This is a genomic window from Novosphingobium sp. (genome assembly GCF_036803765.1).
GTDB lineage: Bacteria > Pseudomonadota > Alphaproteobacteria > Sphingomonadales > Sphingomonadaceae > Novosphingobium.
Genome location: NZ_DAIRTS010000009.1, coordinates 1 through 13,372, shown reverse-complemented (window position 1 = coordinate 13,372; position 13,372 = coordinate 1). Strand labels below are relative to the sequence as shown.

The 13,372-nt window shown below is 59.9% G+C and carries 12 protein-coding genes, 2 tRNA genes and 1 pseudogene; 8 read left to right on the top strand and 7 right to left on the bottom strand.

What is annotated here, in order from left to right:
• Positions 1–178: 178 nt before the first annotated feature.
• Complete coding sequence (locus V7Q48_RS07895; protein WP_333837379.1) at positions 179–394, top strand: helix-turn-helix domain-containing protein; 216 nt, start codon at positions 179–181, stop codon at positions 392–394.
• Here V7Q48_RS07895 and V7Q48_RS07890 read toward each other — a convergent pair.
• From V7Q48_RS07890 to V7Q48_RS07875, 4 genes are all read right to left on the bottom strand, one after another.
• Positions 391–1,626, bottom strand: coding sequence for a tyrosine-type recombinase/integrase (locus tag V7Q48_RS07890; protein WP_333837378.1), 1,236 nt, complete (start codon positions 1,624–1,626; stop codon positions 391–393). The two genes, V7Q48_RS07895 and V7Q48_RS07890, sit on opposite strands and share 4 nt — an antisense overlap.
• A gap of 165 nt (positions 1,627–1,791) precedes the next feature.
• A tRNA-Cys gene (locus tag V7Q48_RS07885) sits at positions 1,792–1,865 on the bottom strand.
• Between the two features lie 85 nt (positions 1,866–1,950).
• Positions 1,951–2,628, bottom strand: a complete 678-nt coding sequence (locus tag V7Q48_RS07880; protein ID WP_333837377.1) for an RlmE family RNA methyltransferase — start codon at positions 2,626–2,628, stop codon at positions 1,951–1,953.
• Positions 2,625–3,674 carry a Ppx/GppA phosphatase family protein gene (locus V7Q48_RS07875; RefSeq protein WP_333837375.1) on the bottom strand — a complete coding sequence of 350 codons (1,050 nt, stop codon included), beginning with the start codon at positions 3,672–3,674 and terminating at the stop codon, positions 2,625–2,627. Before V7Q48_RS07875 ends, V7Q48_RS07880 begins: the two co-directional genes overlap by 4 nt.
• Positions 3,675–4,215: 541 nt before the next feature.
• Between V7Q48_RS07875 and V7Q48_RS07870 the strand changes: the two genes are divergently transcribed.
• From V7Q48_RS07870 to V7Q48_RS07855, 4 genes are all read left to right on the top strand, one after another.
• A tRNA-Gln gene (locus tag V7Q48_RS07870) sits at positions 4,216–4,289 on the top strand.
• Between the two features lie 1,076 nt (positions 4,290–5,365).
• The gene (locus V7Q48_RS07865; RefSeq protein ID WP_333837373.1) at positions 5,366–5,791 is read left to right on the top strand and encodes a hypothetical protein; all 426 of its coding nucleotides are present in this window, start codon (positions 5,366–5,368) and stop codon (positions 5,789–5,791) included.
• A complete protein-coding gene (locus tag V7Q48_RS07860) occupies positions 5,791–6,432 on the top strand; it encodes a hypothetical protein (protein ID WP_333837372.1) in 642 nt (213 codons plus the stop codon). The genes V7Q48_RS07865 and V7Q48_RS07860 overlap by 1 nt, the downstream gene beginning before the upstream one ends.
• Positions 6,429–6,626, top strand: a complete 198-nt coding sequence (locus V7Q48_RS07855; protein WP_333837371.1) for a helix-turn-helix transcriptional regulator — start codon at positions 6,429–6,431, stop codon at positions 6,624–6,626. The genes V7Q48_RS07860 and V7Q48_RS07855 overlap by 4 nt, the downstream gene beginning before the upstream one ends.
• A 1,840-nt stretch (positions 6,627–8,466) precedes the next feature.
• Here the strand turns inward: V7Q48_RS07855 and V7Q48_RS07850 are convergent.
• Positions 8,467–8,688: a hypothetical protein gene (locus tag V7Q48_RS07850; protein WP_333837370.1), complete on the bottom strand. Its 222-nt coding sequence runs from the start codon at positions 8,686–8,688 to the stop codon at positions 8,467–8,469.
• A gap of 289 nt (positions 8,689–8,977) precedes the next feature.
• On the opposite strand from V7Q48_RS07850, the gene V7Q48_RS07845 reads away from it, so the two are divergent.
• The 3 genes from V7Q48_RS07845 (at position 8,978) to V7Q48_RS07835 (ending at position 11,902) form a co-directional block, all read left to right on the top strand.
• The gene (locus V7Q48_RS07845) at positions 8,978–9,475 is read left to right on the top strand and encodes an IS1595 family transposase (RefSeq protein ID WP_333837369.1); all 498 of its coding nucleotides are present in this window, start codon (positions 8,978–8,980) and stop codon (positions 9,473–9,475) included.
• The gene (gene dinD, locus V7Q48_RS07840) at positions 9,472–10,806 is read left to right on the top strand and encodes a DNA damage-inducible protein D (RefSeq protein ID WP_333837368.1); all 1,335 of its coding nucleotides are present in this window, start codon (positions 9,472–9,474) and stop codon (positions 10,804–10,806) included. Before V7Q48_RS07845 ends, dinD begins: the two co-directional genes overlap by 4 nt.
• Before the next feature lie 367 nt (positions 10,807–11,173).
• Positions 11,174–11,902 (top strand): hypothetical protein, encoded by a 729-nt coding sequence (locus V7Q48_RS07835; protein WP_333837367.1) that lies wholly within the window; start codon positions 11,174–11,176, stop codon positions 11,900–11,902.
• Between the two features lie 171 nt (positions 11,903–12,073).
• Here the strand turns inward: V7Q48_RS07835 and V7Q48_RS07830 are convergent.
• Positions 12,074–12,328, bottom strand: a pseudogene (locus V7Q48_RS07830) (transposase); the annotation flags it as partial.
• Between the two features lie 5 nt (positions 12,329–12,333).
• Positions 12,334–13,287 carry a M23 family metallopeptidase gene (locus tag V7Q48_RS07825; protein WP_333837366.1) on the bottom strand — a complete coding sequence of 318 codons (954 nt, stop codon included), beginning with the start codon at positions 13,285–13,287 and terminating at the stop codon, positions 12,334–12,336.
• Positions 13,288–13,372: the final 85 nt, after the last annotated feature.

Here is a 13,372-nt window from a genome sequence, read left to right as displayed (position 1 = left end):
ATCGGAAGCGAGCGTCTCCGCCAGTATATTATGGCTTCCTGACTGTCCGTTGCGAGCCTCATAATCTTCGAGGCGATATGAAAAGACCAAGAACCCGCGGGCGCGGTCACTCTTCCGAGCACGTATTCAGCGCGGTCTCGCACCGCGATCACTCGACCGCGTCATCGGTAGGCTAGTCATGACGAAGTCAGAATCGTCCGCCGCTGAAAGCTCTCGCGTTCGATCGAGCGCAATCGAGCCGCTGACCGTGCGGATATCCACCGCCGTGCAACTCACGGGTATAAGTCGATCCCGCCTCTACGAATTGATCCAGTCGGGCGACCTCGAGACCGTAAAGGTCGGTCGCACCACGCTCATTCCATATAAGAGTCTGAAAGCGCTGACCGGCGTCTAGCGCGATGTCTGCTTGCCACGCCGGAAGGCCGGATGAAGTATCTTTGCGCCATCCCGAAGCTGATCGAGATAGTCTGACCAGTGCTGCATCATGCGCACGCGTTCATCCCAATACTCGCCACGGGTGTAGGCACGCCTCACCGCATTGCTCTCGGCATGTGCGAGTTGACGCTCGATGGCATCGGGATTCCATTGCCCCATCTCGTTGAGCAAGGTGCTGGCCATTGCCCGAAAGCCATGCCCCGTCATCTCGTCCTTGGCATAGCCAAGGCGGCGCAGAGCAGCGTTGATCGTATTTTCCGACATCGGCCTCGTTCCCGAGCGCAGTGAAGGGAACAGGTAGGGGCTGAACTCGACGTCGGTCTCAAGTGACTCGATGATCGCAAGTGCTTGGCGCGACAACGGGACAGAATGGATCTTCCGCATCTTCGTTTTGTGAGCCGGGATCGTCCACACGGCAGCATCGAAATCGAACTCGCTCCATTCCGCGAACCGCAATTCTCCGGGCCGAACGAAGACGTGGGGCAGGAGCCGAAGCGCGGTCCTGGTGAGCACATGGCCGTCGAATGCCTCAACCGCGCGGAGCAACGCGCCAACGGCATCTGGCTTGAGGACAGCCGCCCGGTGCGTAACCTTGTGGAGGACAAGCGCGCCACGCAGATCCGCCGACACGTCACGTTCGGCGCGCGACGTTGCAATCGCGTAGCGGAAAATCTGGCCGCAGGTGCCTCTTAGCCGCTGCGCCGTGTCATAACGCCCCTTGGCTTCGATCTTCCGCAGCGCCAGCAGTAGTTCTGGCGCTGCGATGTCCGCAATCGGTCGCTTCGCGAGCGACGGGCGAATCTGGTTGATCAGCCATCGGTTCTTCTTGAGCGTGACCTCGGATATGCCGTCCTTTGCGGACTTCTCCAGCCATTCATCGGCAACCGCCCCGAAGGTGCAAGCGGCTGCAATGCTAGCGGCGATCTTGTCGAGCCGGGCCTGCTGTGCGGGGTCGGTTCCCTTGGCAAGAAGCCGCCGGGCTTCATCGCGACGCTCGCGTGCGTCGGCGAGGCTAACCTCGGGATATACACCAAAGGCGAGCGTCTTTTGCTTGCCGTCAAATCGGTAGGCCATCCGCCAGTAGCGATGACCGGCGGGTGAAATGAGCAGGAACAGGCCCCCGCCGTCGCTCAGTTTGTAGGACTTCTCGGCGGGCTTGGCGTTTTTAACGGCTACAGCGGACAGGGCCATTTGTTGGTATCTCCTTCCGGAGGCCCCCAGGGATACCAACAAATATACCCACTTTTTGTTGGTATGCCCCCGGATCAAGCCGGACCGGCAGGGATTTTATACCACACAAAACCCTTGAAAAACAGCCATTTTCTGGACGAATCTGGACTGTGCTGGAAGGGTAGGTGGAGGCCCGAGCCGGAATCGAACCGGCGTAAACGGATTTGCAGTCCGGTGCGTCACCACTCCGCCATCGGGCCTCTCGTCGCGTGGCCGGTTGGGGCCACGGGTGGGAGAAGGGCGGTTAGACGAGAGCCGCCCCCTCTGCAAGGGTTTTCCGAATGCTTATGCCTCGGGCATGGCCCGTCCCTTAAAGCCTTGGGCGATCACGTACCATTCGGAGGAATCCTTGCGGCTGGCCGGCGGCTTGGCGTGCTTCACCGTGGTGAAGTTGCGCTTGAGGATCGTCAGCAGTTCCTTGTCCGTGCCGCCGGCAAAGACCTTGGCGACGAAGGCGCCGCCCGGGGCGAGCGTGGTGATGGCGAAATCCACCGCGGTCTCGACCAGGCCCATCGTGCGCAGGTGGTCGGTCTGCTTGTGGCCGACGGTGTTGGCCGCCATGTCCGACAGGACGAGGTCGGGCGGCCCGTCGAGCGCTCCCTCGAGCGCGGCGGGCGCTTCGTCGGACATGAAGTCCATCTCGAAGATCGTCACGCCCTCGATGGGCTCGGTGGGCAGGAGATCGATGCCGACCACGCGCGCGGACGGGGCCTTCTTGCGCACCACCTGGCTCCAGCCGCCCGGCGCGATGCCGAGGTCGACGACGCGCTGGGCGCCGCGCAGCAGGGTGAACTTCTCGTCCAGCTCGATCAGCTTGAAGGCGGCGCGGCTGCGCCAGCCCTCGGCCCGCGCCTGCTTGACGTAAGGGTCGTTGATCTGCCGCGAAAGCCAGCGTGCTGAGGAGGCGGTGCGCTTCTTGGCGGTCTTCAGCCGCTCGTGCGGGTCTTTGCCGGATCGGCTCATCGGGAGTTTCCACTGTTTAGCTGGCGCAAGGCCTCGCGGCTGCGCACGGCATCGCCGCCCGTCGCCATGAGGCTGCGCAGGATGCCTTCGCGAATGCCGCGATCGGCGATGCCCAGCCGGTCGGCGGGCCAGATGTCGAAGATCGTCTCGAGGATGGCGCAGCCCGCCACGACGAGGTCCGAGCGCTCGCGCCCGATGCAGGGCACGCCGACGCGCTCCGCCGGCGACAGATGCGCGAGCCGCTGGCTGATCGCGCGCATGTCGGCCGTGGGCACGATCAGGCCGTCGACCGCGCGCCGGTCGTATTGCGGCAGGCCGAGATGCAGGCTGGCGAGCGTCGTCACCGTGCCGCTGGTACCGAGCAGGCGGATCGCCCCCTGCTCGATCGCGCGCGCGCGGATTTCGGCGATGCGCGCCACGAACGGGGCAAAGCCGCGCGCGACACGGGCGCGCATCTCGGCATAGCCGGCGGCGCGCGCCTCGGGACTGTCGGCGATCGGGCCGACGCCTTCGGTCAGCGAGACGACGCCCCACGGCACGCTCTGCCAATCGAGGATGCGCGGCACCGGATCGGCGGGATCGACCAGCACCATCTCGGTCGAGCCACCGCCGATGTCGAAGATCATCGCCGGCCCATCGCCCCGCTCGAGCAGGATGTGGCAGCCCAGCACGGCGAGGCGCGCCTCTTCCTGCGCGGTGATTATATTCAGGCGGATGCCGGTTTCGCGATAAACCCGCTCGATGAACTCGGCGCCGTTGCTGGCGCGGCGGCAAGCCTCGGTCGCGACCGAGCGCGCGAGGTGGACGTTGCGCTTCTTAAGCTTCTCGGCACAGACATGCAGCGCCGCGAGCGCTCGGTCCATCGCCGCGTCGGACAGGCGGCCGGACTGCGCCAGCCCCTCGCCCAGCCGCACCACGCGACTGAACGCGTCGATCACCACGAAATGCGCGCCCGACGGCCGCGCGATCAGCAGACGGCAGTTGTTGGTGCCGAGGTCGATCGCGGCATAGGCCTGGCGGTGGAACGGCACCGGCCGCTGCCACATGCCCCGCCCGCTGCACTCTGCGGCCGAGCCGGGGGAAAAGACGTCGGCGATGTCCACTGGATCGAGGCCGGGCGCAATGCCACCGTGGGCGCCACCGTACGCACCATTATCAAGGCCGCTGTCCACTGCGGGAACGGGAGAGGGGGTCGCGACGCCCGGCGCGCCCTGCGTGCTGCGGCCTTCGCCGCGCGGCGATGCGGCCGAACGGGCGCTGCGCGATGGGGCGCCCTGTGTCAGGGAAGAGTGCGTCCGGGAAGAGGATGTGCCGGCTGACGGTGCGGGCGACTGCGTTCCATCGGCGCCGGGCGGCGCACCGGCCGATCGCCTGCGCTGCCTGTGCCGTCCGCCGGATCGCGGCCCTCGCCCCTTGGCCGGCGGATTGGGGTCCGCCATATTCTCAATTCGCTTATGTTTTCCTGCCGGCCTTGCCGCCGGATAGGTACTTGGCCGTCACCGTAGCGTCATGCCGCCCGCCCGGCAAGCCGCGCGAAAAAAGTGGGTTGACGGCCCAAACGCCCCCCACTAGAGGGGCGCCTCCCGATGCCCCGTCGTCTAATGGTAAGACTACGGATTCTGATTCCGTCTATCGAGGTTCGAATCCTCGCGGGGCATCCAAGCAACCATCTCAAATCGCTGTATATTTTGCCGCTTGATAGATGGATGGCGCCTGCTGGGCTTCCCCGCCAAGATCCCCTTAATACCGCGCTTTTCCGCCCGCTCCGGCCATTCCGCGCAACATGAATGCGACATGCGACAGAGCGCGGAATCGGCTTGGCTCATAGCGACATCACGGCAGTTCGCGCCGCCCGGCAGCGCTGTGAGCAGATGCCAATGACTGAAAAGCCGGTCATCATTCCAGGCTGGTGGAACAATCCGAAAAGTTCACGTGTATGGATATCCATACGACTGCCGATGACGTGTAGCGATATCGCTACGACTGGCACCGACAGGCGGTCTCATGCGTCACCATATGGTGACGACTGACCATATCCTCGCTTTCGGCGAACTTTTGTTGACGGGGCTGATATCCCAACCCGATCGGGCAGTTATCGTGGCGACGAACGGCTTTGCGCTTATCGATTCGGGGCATCGCAGACTCCTGTTACAATGGTGTAATCAGGATCACGCCTTGCGGCGCGGCGGGGAAAGGAAACAAAGGCCGGAGGGCAGCGGCGTCGAAGCTGTTTGCCGAGAGGCTATATTCTCCGTCGTCGTACACGCGCCACGATAAAACCCAGCGCCGCAAAGGGCAGAACGATGGAGAGCGCAAACGGTAGGTTAATGGCGAACGGAGACCCAGTTCGCCGGGAGGCATACGCGATGACAATCTCGGCCAAGCAAGCGATGGCCAGGCCCAAGCCTGCACCGATCATTGCGCCACGCTTTGCACCCATCCTCCGCCCCCTACATTTTAAATGAGCTCAATGCGGTTTGGACCAGGCGCCTGACCGCCTCCGGCCTTGATGGCTGATCCTCCTGCGCTGCTGCCCATTCGTCAAGCTGGGCGAGCTGCTCTGGCTGCATTCTCACAACGACTTGAACACCCTTGCCAGTCGGCGCGGGTCCCCTTCTCTTCTTTGCTATCACGGTTTCTTGACTGCTCATGCAAAGCGTGATAGCACAGTTTCGAGCCGAGAGGAAGTTGCACCTTCCCCCCGGCTCTAACCGCAATCGATCATTGGGAGATCGTCATGGCTGACTATGCGCTTACGGCAAACCGCCGGGAGTTTCTATCAAGCACTGCCGGGGTTGTGCTCGCGACCGTAATTCCCTCTCCGGCGCCCGCCACCGATTATCGTTTAGCTTGGGATGCCGCGCTCAGGCGGGTGCAGCTCGCCGATTTCGAATGGCGTACGAAGTCGGATGCGATCGATGCCATGGATCGCTCGAGCGCGGCCTGGGCACAGGCCAACGACGAGCTAGAGGCCTTGGTCGAGACGTTCAGCGATGCTGAAATCGCGCTGCTCGATACGCCGGCCCCCGATCGCATTGCGTTGCAATGGAAGCTGGACCGCATTCTTGATGGCGGGATTAACGGTCCTTGGACCGAATCCTATTCAGCCGATTACATCCGTCAGACCGTAGCGGATTATCGCCGCCTGCTGGGAGACGCATAATGTCGACCGCGGAACAGATTGCATGGGCCGACGCGTGGCAAGCTTTCGAGGCCGTCCGCGCTGAGCAAGAGGCTTACGACCGGATCATCTGGATGCCTGCCTACGAAGCCATGGAGCTTGGAGGATCCAAGATTCCGGCCAACGTAAATGCCGAAATGGAAAGGCTGGTCGACGCTCGCTGCAAAGCAGATGATGCGATCATTGCGGCTGCTGCGCCTGATCTAGCGGCGGCGGTATGGAAGCTCGAATACACGCGCGAGCGCTGGGCTGATTGCGCTGAGTGGCCCGAAGCTTGGTGGGCGCACATCATGGGCGACTTTCGCCGCCTGCAAACCCAAGACCCGGCCACCAAACAGCAGCAATGGCAACGGAACTTTGCAGCCTGGCGCCTCGCTCGCCAAAGGGTCGACAACTGGAGTGGCGCCGATGATGCTCCAAAAGAGGTGTGCGATGTCGAGGCTGATGCGTGGCGTAGGATGCTTGACACGCCGGCGCCAAACCTTGCAGCCCTAAAGACAAAACTGGAGCAGTTGCTCAAGGTCGAGCATGCTGTCGATGCCACGAGCGCGTGGGATGCTCGCGAGGTCCGGCAGACACTGGCGGATCTTGCTGACCTGATCAAACCGGAGCCTGCAGCATGACCCTAGACTGCTTCATTCGCCTAGCGGACCTTACCAAACTCACGGGCCTGTCCGAAGCGACGTTGCGCCGGAAGGAGAAGGCTGGCCATTTCCCGGCACGAGTAAGGCTTGGCCCCAACGCAGTCGCCTGGCGAGAGTCGGAGGTGGCCGCGTGGATGCGGGAACCTCAAGATTACCGGGTTACCTTGGCATGACAAAACGGGCGCGCTTTCGGGAAGTAGACGTCAAGCGCGCCGTTTCCGGAGCCGCACGTGCAGGATTAAAGATTGCGCGTGTCGAGATCGAGCCGGACGGGACAATTGCTATCTTCGTGGGCTCACCCGACGGCGCAGACGCCCAGAGCGCCGCTTGGGATGCTCGGATAAAGGCTTACCGCGAGCACACACATGGAACCGCGCGACGAAATTGCCCGAGAAGGCAAAACGACAGATAGAATGAAGGCGCTGCTGGTCTAGACCCGCAGCGCCATTGCAATACTCTGGGGCTGCGCTTCCACCAGACACTTGCGTCATTAAGTGCGGCTAACTCCGGCCGTTTTACCAAGGCTGAAGCCGATCGGGGGGAGCGCGCCAGATAGCCTCGCCATTTCTCAACCAGCATGGCTGGACTTAACAGACATGTGATTTCGCGTTACCGCTTCGCCCGCCAACAAGGCTAAGGTGGAGTTAGGTATGCTGGGCAAGACTGTTTTTGCGGCTTTCGCAATGATCTCACTGACCGTCACCTCCGTCGGCGCAGAAGCCAAAGCGCCGTGTCGCGATACGAAGGGCAAGTTTATCAAGTGCCCCGAAGTTAAGCCGGCTCCCGTCCGTTGCCGTAATGCGAAGGGGCAATTCGCAAAGTGCGGAACGCCTGGTGCGAAACCGGCATGATAGTAGCGGGCGGGCCTAGCGCCCGCCCGCGTTCAGTGGCTAGCGCGCCAGCGCGCCACATCTGTATTGCTCACGTCTGCCGGATAACACATCGGGGCATAACCACCAGCCCGGCTCCAAGCGCTTCGCCGTCCGCATGAAGATCCATTGCGTGCCGAATTATACGGGCACGGGCAATTGCCGGGATATGATGCGATCGACTCGCGGATAATACGTTGCTTAATTTGAGCGTCTGATAGCGCACTCCGCGCACTAGCATTCGCCGTGAAAATGACAGCCGACAGCGCCATCGCAACAAATGCTGTCCGCATCTCAATTCTTCGGATTGCTTGAGGGCGGCTTTGGCGCGGGATAAGGGTCCTTCGTCCCAGCAACACCAGTGTATGGGTTCACGTTGCCCCTAGTAGACCAATTGTCGAGGCGGGTATTGTTGGGGTTGGTTTGTACGTGAGGAGCAACATATGTCCCGTCACGGCGCACGTAACCACGGACGGAATGCGTGCCTTGCGCGAGAGCTGGTCCGGCAATTAAAGTTACCGCTACAGCAATCAAAATCCGCTTCATAAGGTTCCCCTGATTCTTCTCGAGAATTCATATTTTATGCGGGACAGCGTTTGTCGGCCACTAGTAATATTGCACCAATATGGTAGCAATATTCTGCTCGGCGCATTTTCGAGAAGGTATGCCCCCGCTCCCGCGGGCCATTGGCATGCTTTAGCTCAATGATTGTTTTCCGCTGGGCCGATTTGTGCCGTATTCTGCGCACGATAAGGACCCGAAAGGCTTCCCCCGATATTGGGCGTTAGATCCGAACACGTCGCGTGCGCGTGAGCGAAGCCAACATCCAAACACGCACCGCTGGCTTGACCAGTCGCAGCGGACGCCAGAGCATTTGGGCAATGACCAGATAAACGGGGCGCTTCTGAAAAAGAGCGAGTGCGAAAAGGCAATCTACCGTCTGGTGAGCAAATGGGTCGATGAGGTTGGCGTCCAGCCGGGCCAGGCTCGCATGCCGTCCTTCAGCTCGTTACGGAGTTGGCTGGAGCAGCGAAGATACGGTCACTATCTCAGCTTCCGTTCCGTAATGGGGCCGCCGGAGAATGCTGAACAATGGTTCGATGAGGAGCTTAAGCAGACCTGGCGGAACTAGGCGGGGCACGCGTCAGTCTATCTCGCCGCCATCGCCGGCCACATGGACCATGTAGGCCCAAGCGCCCAAATAGCGCGCTCTACCGGCACGGTCTGGTCCAGCCGCTTCCGCTGCCACAGCGCATTCGCCCAGCACCTCGGCCAACTCCGTTGTAGTGCAGATCCCTTTCCGTTCCAGCAGCCCGCCCAGGGCCGCCAGAGCAGTGCCGATCGCGATAGCGGCGTCGTGGTCCATGATCGTTCCTTCCATTGCTCGAAGGCGACGATGGCGGATTGCAGCACTGCCGCCTATTCCCAGAAATGGGATAGACGGGCGTTGCAAAGGGTCGCTTTGGCGAAGTGCAACGTACCCCGTCAGGTGATTGCCCAATCGCCAAAATGCTGAACGATCTCGCCGCGCCTCAGGTTCACGTTAGCAAATTTTGCCGGTCCGTCAGGCGCGATACGTCTGGCAAAGTCGTACCGACAAATTCAGCATTACATACCTGATTGACCCAATCTGATTTTCTTGGCATGTTCCGAGAATGCCCATCGCCACGCAAAAGGAACGTTTCAACAGCCTCATCGAGGTGATGAAGGCGGTTCCGGATGAACAGTCCGCTATAGAGCATTTCACCGCGATCCGCTGGAAGCATGGCGCGTTCTGCCCGCATTGCGGATCGACCAAGGTCTATCACTTTTCGGATCACCGGACCCACAAGTGCGGTGACTGCCGCAAGCGCTTCTCGATCAAGGTCGGCACAATCTTCGAGGACAGCAAGATCGGCCTGCGTGAATGGATGCTAGCCGTTTGGCTTATTACCAGCCACGAGAGAGGCATCGCTAGCACTCAGCTCGCCAAGGATATTGGCGTCACACAGAAAACTGCTTGGTTCATGCTGCACCGGCTTCGCTATGCTGCGCAAACGAGGTCCTTCAATCGCCCCCTAAGTGGCGAGGTTGAGGCCGACGGATCCGATCAATTCTATGCGCCGCTGTCTCGGTTTTCTGACCGTCTCACTCATAAGGAACTGATCGCATGACCGACAATCGTCAACTGGGCGGCCCGATGAAGTTCGATTTCGACTTTGACGAGGCCATGCAGCGGGTTGCGCAGACTAATCCCAGCGAAGTGACGGAATTGGTTGAAAGCGCGACCGCAATGAACAGCATCGATGCGCTGATTGACCAGTTTGAGCAAGCGGGACACGACGCGCCGAATGGCGATAAGACATGGTTTGCTCGCGAACTACAGTCGCTGCTTGGATACCAAAAATGGGATAAGTTCGAGCAGGTTGTCGAGCGAGCCAGGCTGGCGTGCAAAAATGCTGGCCACCGTGCCAGCGATCACTTCCAAGAGATTTTTCCCCAGACGGGGAAAAACCCCAAAGGCGGGCGTCCGTCGAAAGATTTCCAGCTTGATCGCTATGCTTGCTACCTAATTGCGCAGAACGCTTCTTCGTCCATGAAACAGGTTGCATTCGCACAAACCTATTTCGCCATCCAGACGCGCCGTCAGGAACTTACCGATCGCGATGGCATCGACTTCGACAAACTGTCCGAAAGCCACAAGCGGCTCTATCTGCGAAATCAAGTAGTCGCGGAGAACAAGAAGCTTAACACCGCCGCCAAGGCAGCGGGCGTCACGACCGGGTCAGACTTCGGCAAGTTTCACAACAAGGGCTATCAGGGGCTCTACGGGGGCCGTGGCGTCGACGAAATCAAAAACTACAAAAATCTACCCGCCAAAGCCAACGTGCTCGACCACATGGGCAGCACCGAATTGGCTGCAAATCTCTTTCGCATCACGCAGACCGAAGAGAAGCTACGCAGCAAGAACATCGTCGGGAAGGAAAACGCCTGTAGCGCGCATTATGAGTTTGGGTTAAAGGTCCGACAGACAATGAAGGAACTTAGCGGTATCATGCCGGAGGACCTTCCCGTCGCCGAGAACGTCAAGAAAATCGCAGCGCAAGAGCGCAAGCAACAGCGCATGAGAGCTATCCCAGCGCAGACCCGTATCGAACAGCCCCTTGCGGCTCCCAGGGCCGCCGATCCGGTCGAAATCGACCTGTCGAAAGACCTCTGGAAATACGCGCTACTGATAATGTCGGTTCGGCAGAATGGGGAAATTTCTACCAGCGCTTTGATTGATGCGATACCCAGCTACGTGAAGCTCTCAGACGGTCACATGGCTGCTAATGAAAGCCGGAAGGATTCCAAATATTCGCAGATTGTCCGCAACCTCAAGTCACATAGGTCCAGCAAGTCAAACTTCATTTATAAGGGATATGCTGAGGACATTCGCGGTGGTTTCAAGATAACCGATAAAGGAAGGGAATTTGTGTGGAACTACTTCATGGATTATGTCTAATCCAACTTTAGCCACGAGCATCATGGGCCCTGAAATTTGTCAAACATTGCTGTTTCTGCCACTTTCGCGCCACCCTGGGCAGATCACATCAATGTTTTGCCAAAGACGGTCGAAGGCCCGAAACCATGCTGCTCAAGCCACGGTCGGTCGCAAGTTCAGCAATTCCAGCATGCGATAAGCCGCATCCATGCACGGGACCGATGCAAGAACCCTTATCCCCAAGCCGTTCGCCTCGGGGCTCGCTTCGTACAAGTACAGTCCGTATGAAGTTGGTTTGATTCCGTTATCTACCAAGGTTCGGCTCGATAGTTCGGACACATAAACTTCTGTTCCGCTCGAGGTTGTCCCCACGACAAGGAATTCATCCATGGCTAGACCTCCCGCTCCTAGGCCCAATGCCAGACTGTCTGCATCGCAACTCGCTGACTATCTTGTTGCGCCCACTCCGATAGGGCAGATGGGGATTCTTCGGCAAGCGAAATATCCTGGCCCGAACCGCCCCCTGATTATCCAGTATCAGCACGCCAAAAGAGCTATTGCGGAATGCTTGCGGAATCGTGCCGCGACGGCGCGGATCATTGCCGAGGCGGTTGTATCGCTTGAGCAGCGCCGTGATGACCCAGGCTGCACTCCTCTCGTACGAGACGATGCTCAGCGATCGATCGATGTTATTCTGCAATTTCAGCGCTCCGCCAACAATCTGGACCTATGGCAAGCCATCTACGATGAAGCACCTGCGCGGCCTGCCACGCTGAACATCAACGGCGTGGAAATATCGGTGTTCCCGGATGCGCTGGCGCTTTCACAGGCGCGAAGTGACAATCGAGTCGGCCAAGTTTTCATTCGTTGCACCATTGGACAGCAGGGAGATGCCGCCGAGAACAGGCGCGCGGAGGCCAATGGGCACCTCGCCACCATCGCCCACCTTCACGCCACGCATTATCTTGCTCATCGCGGCATCCCCCACGCGCCGACATCGATCGTTCTGGATGTTCCGAGAGGCCAAGTGGCGCGGGGGGCGGTCAACATGGCGCGGCGCATCGCCAACATTGAGACTGCTTGTGCGATGATCGCTGCACTCTGGCCGACAGTGTGATTGGCCCCTCGGCTAGTTGGCCAGCATGACATCGGCGCCACGTCCAACCCTGAACAGCCCAGACCAACTCGTGATTGGGTAATGAGTTTGGTAACGCCGCGCTACGCTAGCGGCGCAAACACCTGATACTCAGACTCAAGTTGAATGGGAACACTCTGACTCATGCCCTATTCAGTTCGTCGCAACAGGCCACCCATAAGTGAGGCGGTTGCCGACGATGCCACGAAGGGCAATCCCGCTGCAGTCCTGATCGTTGCAACCTAGCGCCACGGAGTTGTTGTAGCGGGACTCAAACTTCGCGACGTAGCGGTGAAAGTGCTTCTTCTGGCAGTGCTGATAGACGCCCTTCATGCCGCGCTTGAAGTGCGAGAACGCGTCTTTAATCGTGTTAGTGTCGATTGTCAGGTTGTCATGATCGACGTACTGGGCGGTCACTGAATCGCGGCGCCTGCCTGCTGTTGGCGGAACCAGTAGAGCACCTCGTCGTCGGTCGGCGCGCGGCGGTTCACCTGCTTGAAGGTCTGCACGATCTCCGCGCGCTGCGCATCAGACGGCGATGCCTGATACAGCGGCTTTTCTTTAGCTCCCCAGAGCAAATCCGGCACCTTGACCGTGCGGGTCGCGCGTTTGGCGATGTCGTACCATTCGGTCGACGACGGGGCCCGGCCGTTCTTGGCGACGAAGGCATCGGCTTGGGCCTTCATGGTCTGCAGCGCTGCGGCCTTGTCCCCGTCCCCCATGGAGATCGGGTTAAACGTCAAGTAGGTCGACAGCGCCGCTGATGTATCTTTGAATGGGTCCCACGGTTGCGGCTTACTGGCCTCCTTGCGCATCTTGGCCTGGTCAGTGACGATCCGCGCGAAGTCGCTCGGCGACACCTTGCCCATATATTCCTTGGGCACATCAGCGCGCATGAAGCCGTCCGGGTCATTGTACATGCGAAGCGTGGCGTTCAGCGCGACATTCTCCTGAGCTTTATGAGTCGCTACATCGGATTTAGCCTTTGCCGCTTCGATCAGACCGGAAAGAGCATCGACGCTCATCGCATCACGGACCCTTTGTGGGATTTGATTGAAGGACGTGAAACGATCGCCAAGCTCGATGACGACCCGCTTAGCTTCATCGTCAGCCTCACGTTCAGCGCGGGCATCGATAGCGTCTTTTCGAGCAAATTCCTGATCAATTGCAGCCTTCGCCCGCTGCTTTCGCTCCAATGGCATATCTGCCTTGTCGATCGCTGCGTAAGCAGAGGCCTTGTCCCACGATGCCGCCGCGCTGGCTGAGGGTGCATTCTGGCCGATGTAACGCATGGGGTCGACTGGCTTGCCATTGAGCCGCATCACGACGTGGGTATGTGGCCCGGTTGTGTGGCCGGTCAGCCCCACCGGACCCAAATTGGTATCTGGTCCGACCTTTGTCAACCGGCGCGCAAAACTGACCCCCTATCGGCGCCCAATATTGACCCCACCT

Coding starts and splice junctions, on each gene's coding strand:
- V7Q48_RS07895 (WP_333837379.1), top strand. CDS start 179: ATGACGAAGTCAGAATCGTCCGCCGCTGAAAGCTCTCGCGTTCGATCG.
- V7Q48_RS07890 (WP_333837378.1), bottom strand. CDS start 1,626: ATGGCCCTGTCCGCTGTAGCCGTTAAAAACGCCAAGCCCGCCGAGAAG.
- V7Q48_RS07880 (WP_333837377.1), bottom strand. CDS start 2,628: ATGAGCCGATCCGGCAAAGACCCGCACGAGCGGCTGAAGACCGCCAAG.
- V7Q48_RS07875 (WP_333837375.1), bottom strand. CDS start 3,674: ATGTGGCAGCGGCCGGTGCCGTTCCACCGCCAGGCCTATGCCGCGATC.
- V7Q48_RS07865 (WP_333837373.1), top strand. CDS start 5,366: ATGGCTGACTATGCGCTTACGGCAAACCGCCGGGAGTTTCTATCAAGC.
- V7Q48_RS07860 (WP_333837372.1), top strand. CDS start 5,791: ATGTCGACCGCGGAACAGATTGCATGGGCCGACGCGTGGCAAGCTTTC.
- V7Q48_RS07855 (WP_333837371.1), top strand. CDS start 6,429: ATGACCCTAGACTGCTTCATTCGCCTAGCGGACCTTACCAAACTCACG.
- V7Q48_RS07850 (WP_333837370.1), bottom strand. CDS start 8,688: ATGGACCACGACGCCGCTATCGCGATCGGCACTGCTCTGGCGGCCCTG.
- V7Q48_RS07845 (WP_333837369.1), top strand. CDS start 8,978: ATGCCCATCGCCACGCAAAAGGAACGTTTCAACAGCCTCATCGAGGTG.
- dinD (WP_333837368.1), top strand. CDS start 9,472: ATGACCGACAATCGTCAACTGGGCGGCCCGATGAAGTTCGATTTCGAC.
- V7Q48_RS07835 (WP_333837367.1), top strand. CDS start 11,174: ATGGCTAGACCTCCCGCTCCTAGGCCCAATGCCAGACTGTCTGCATCG.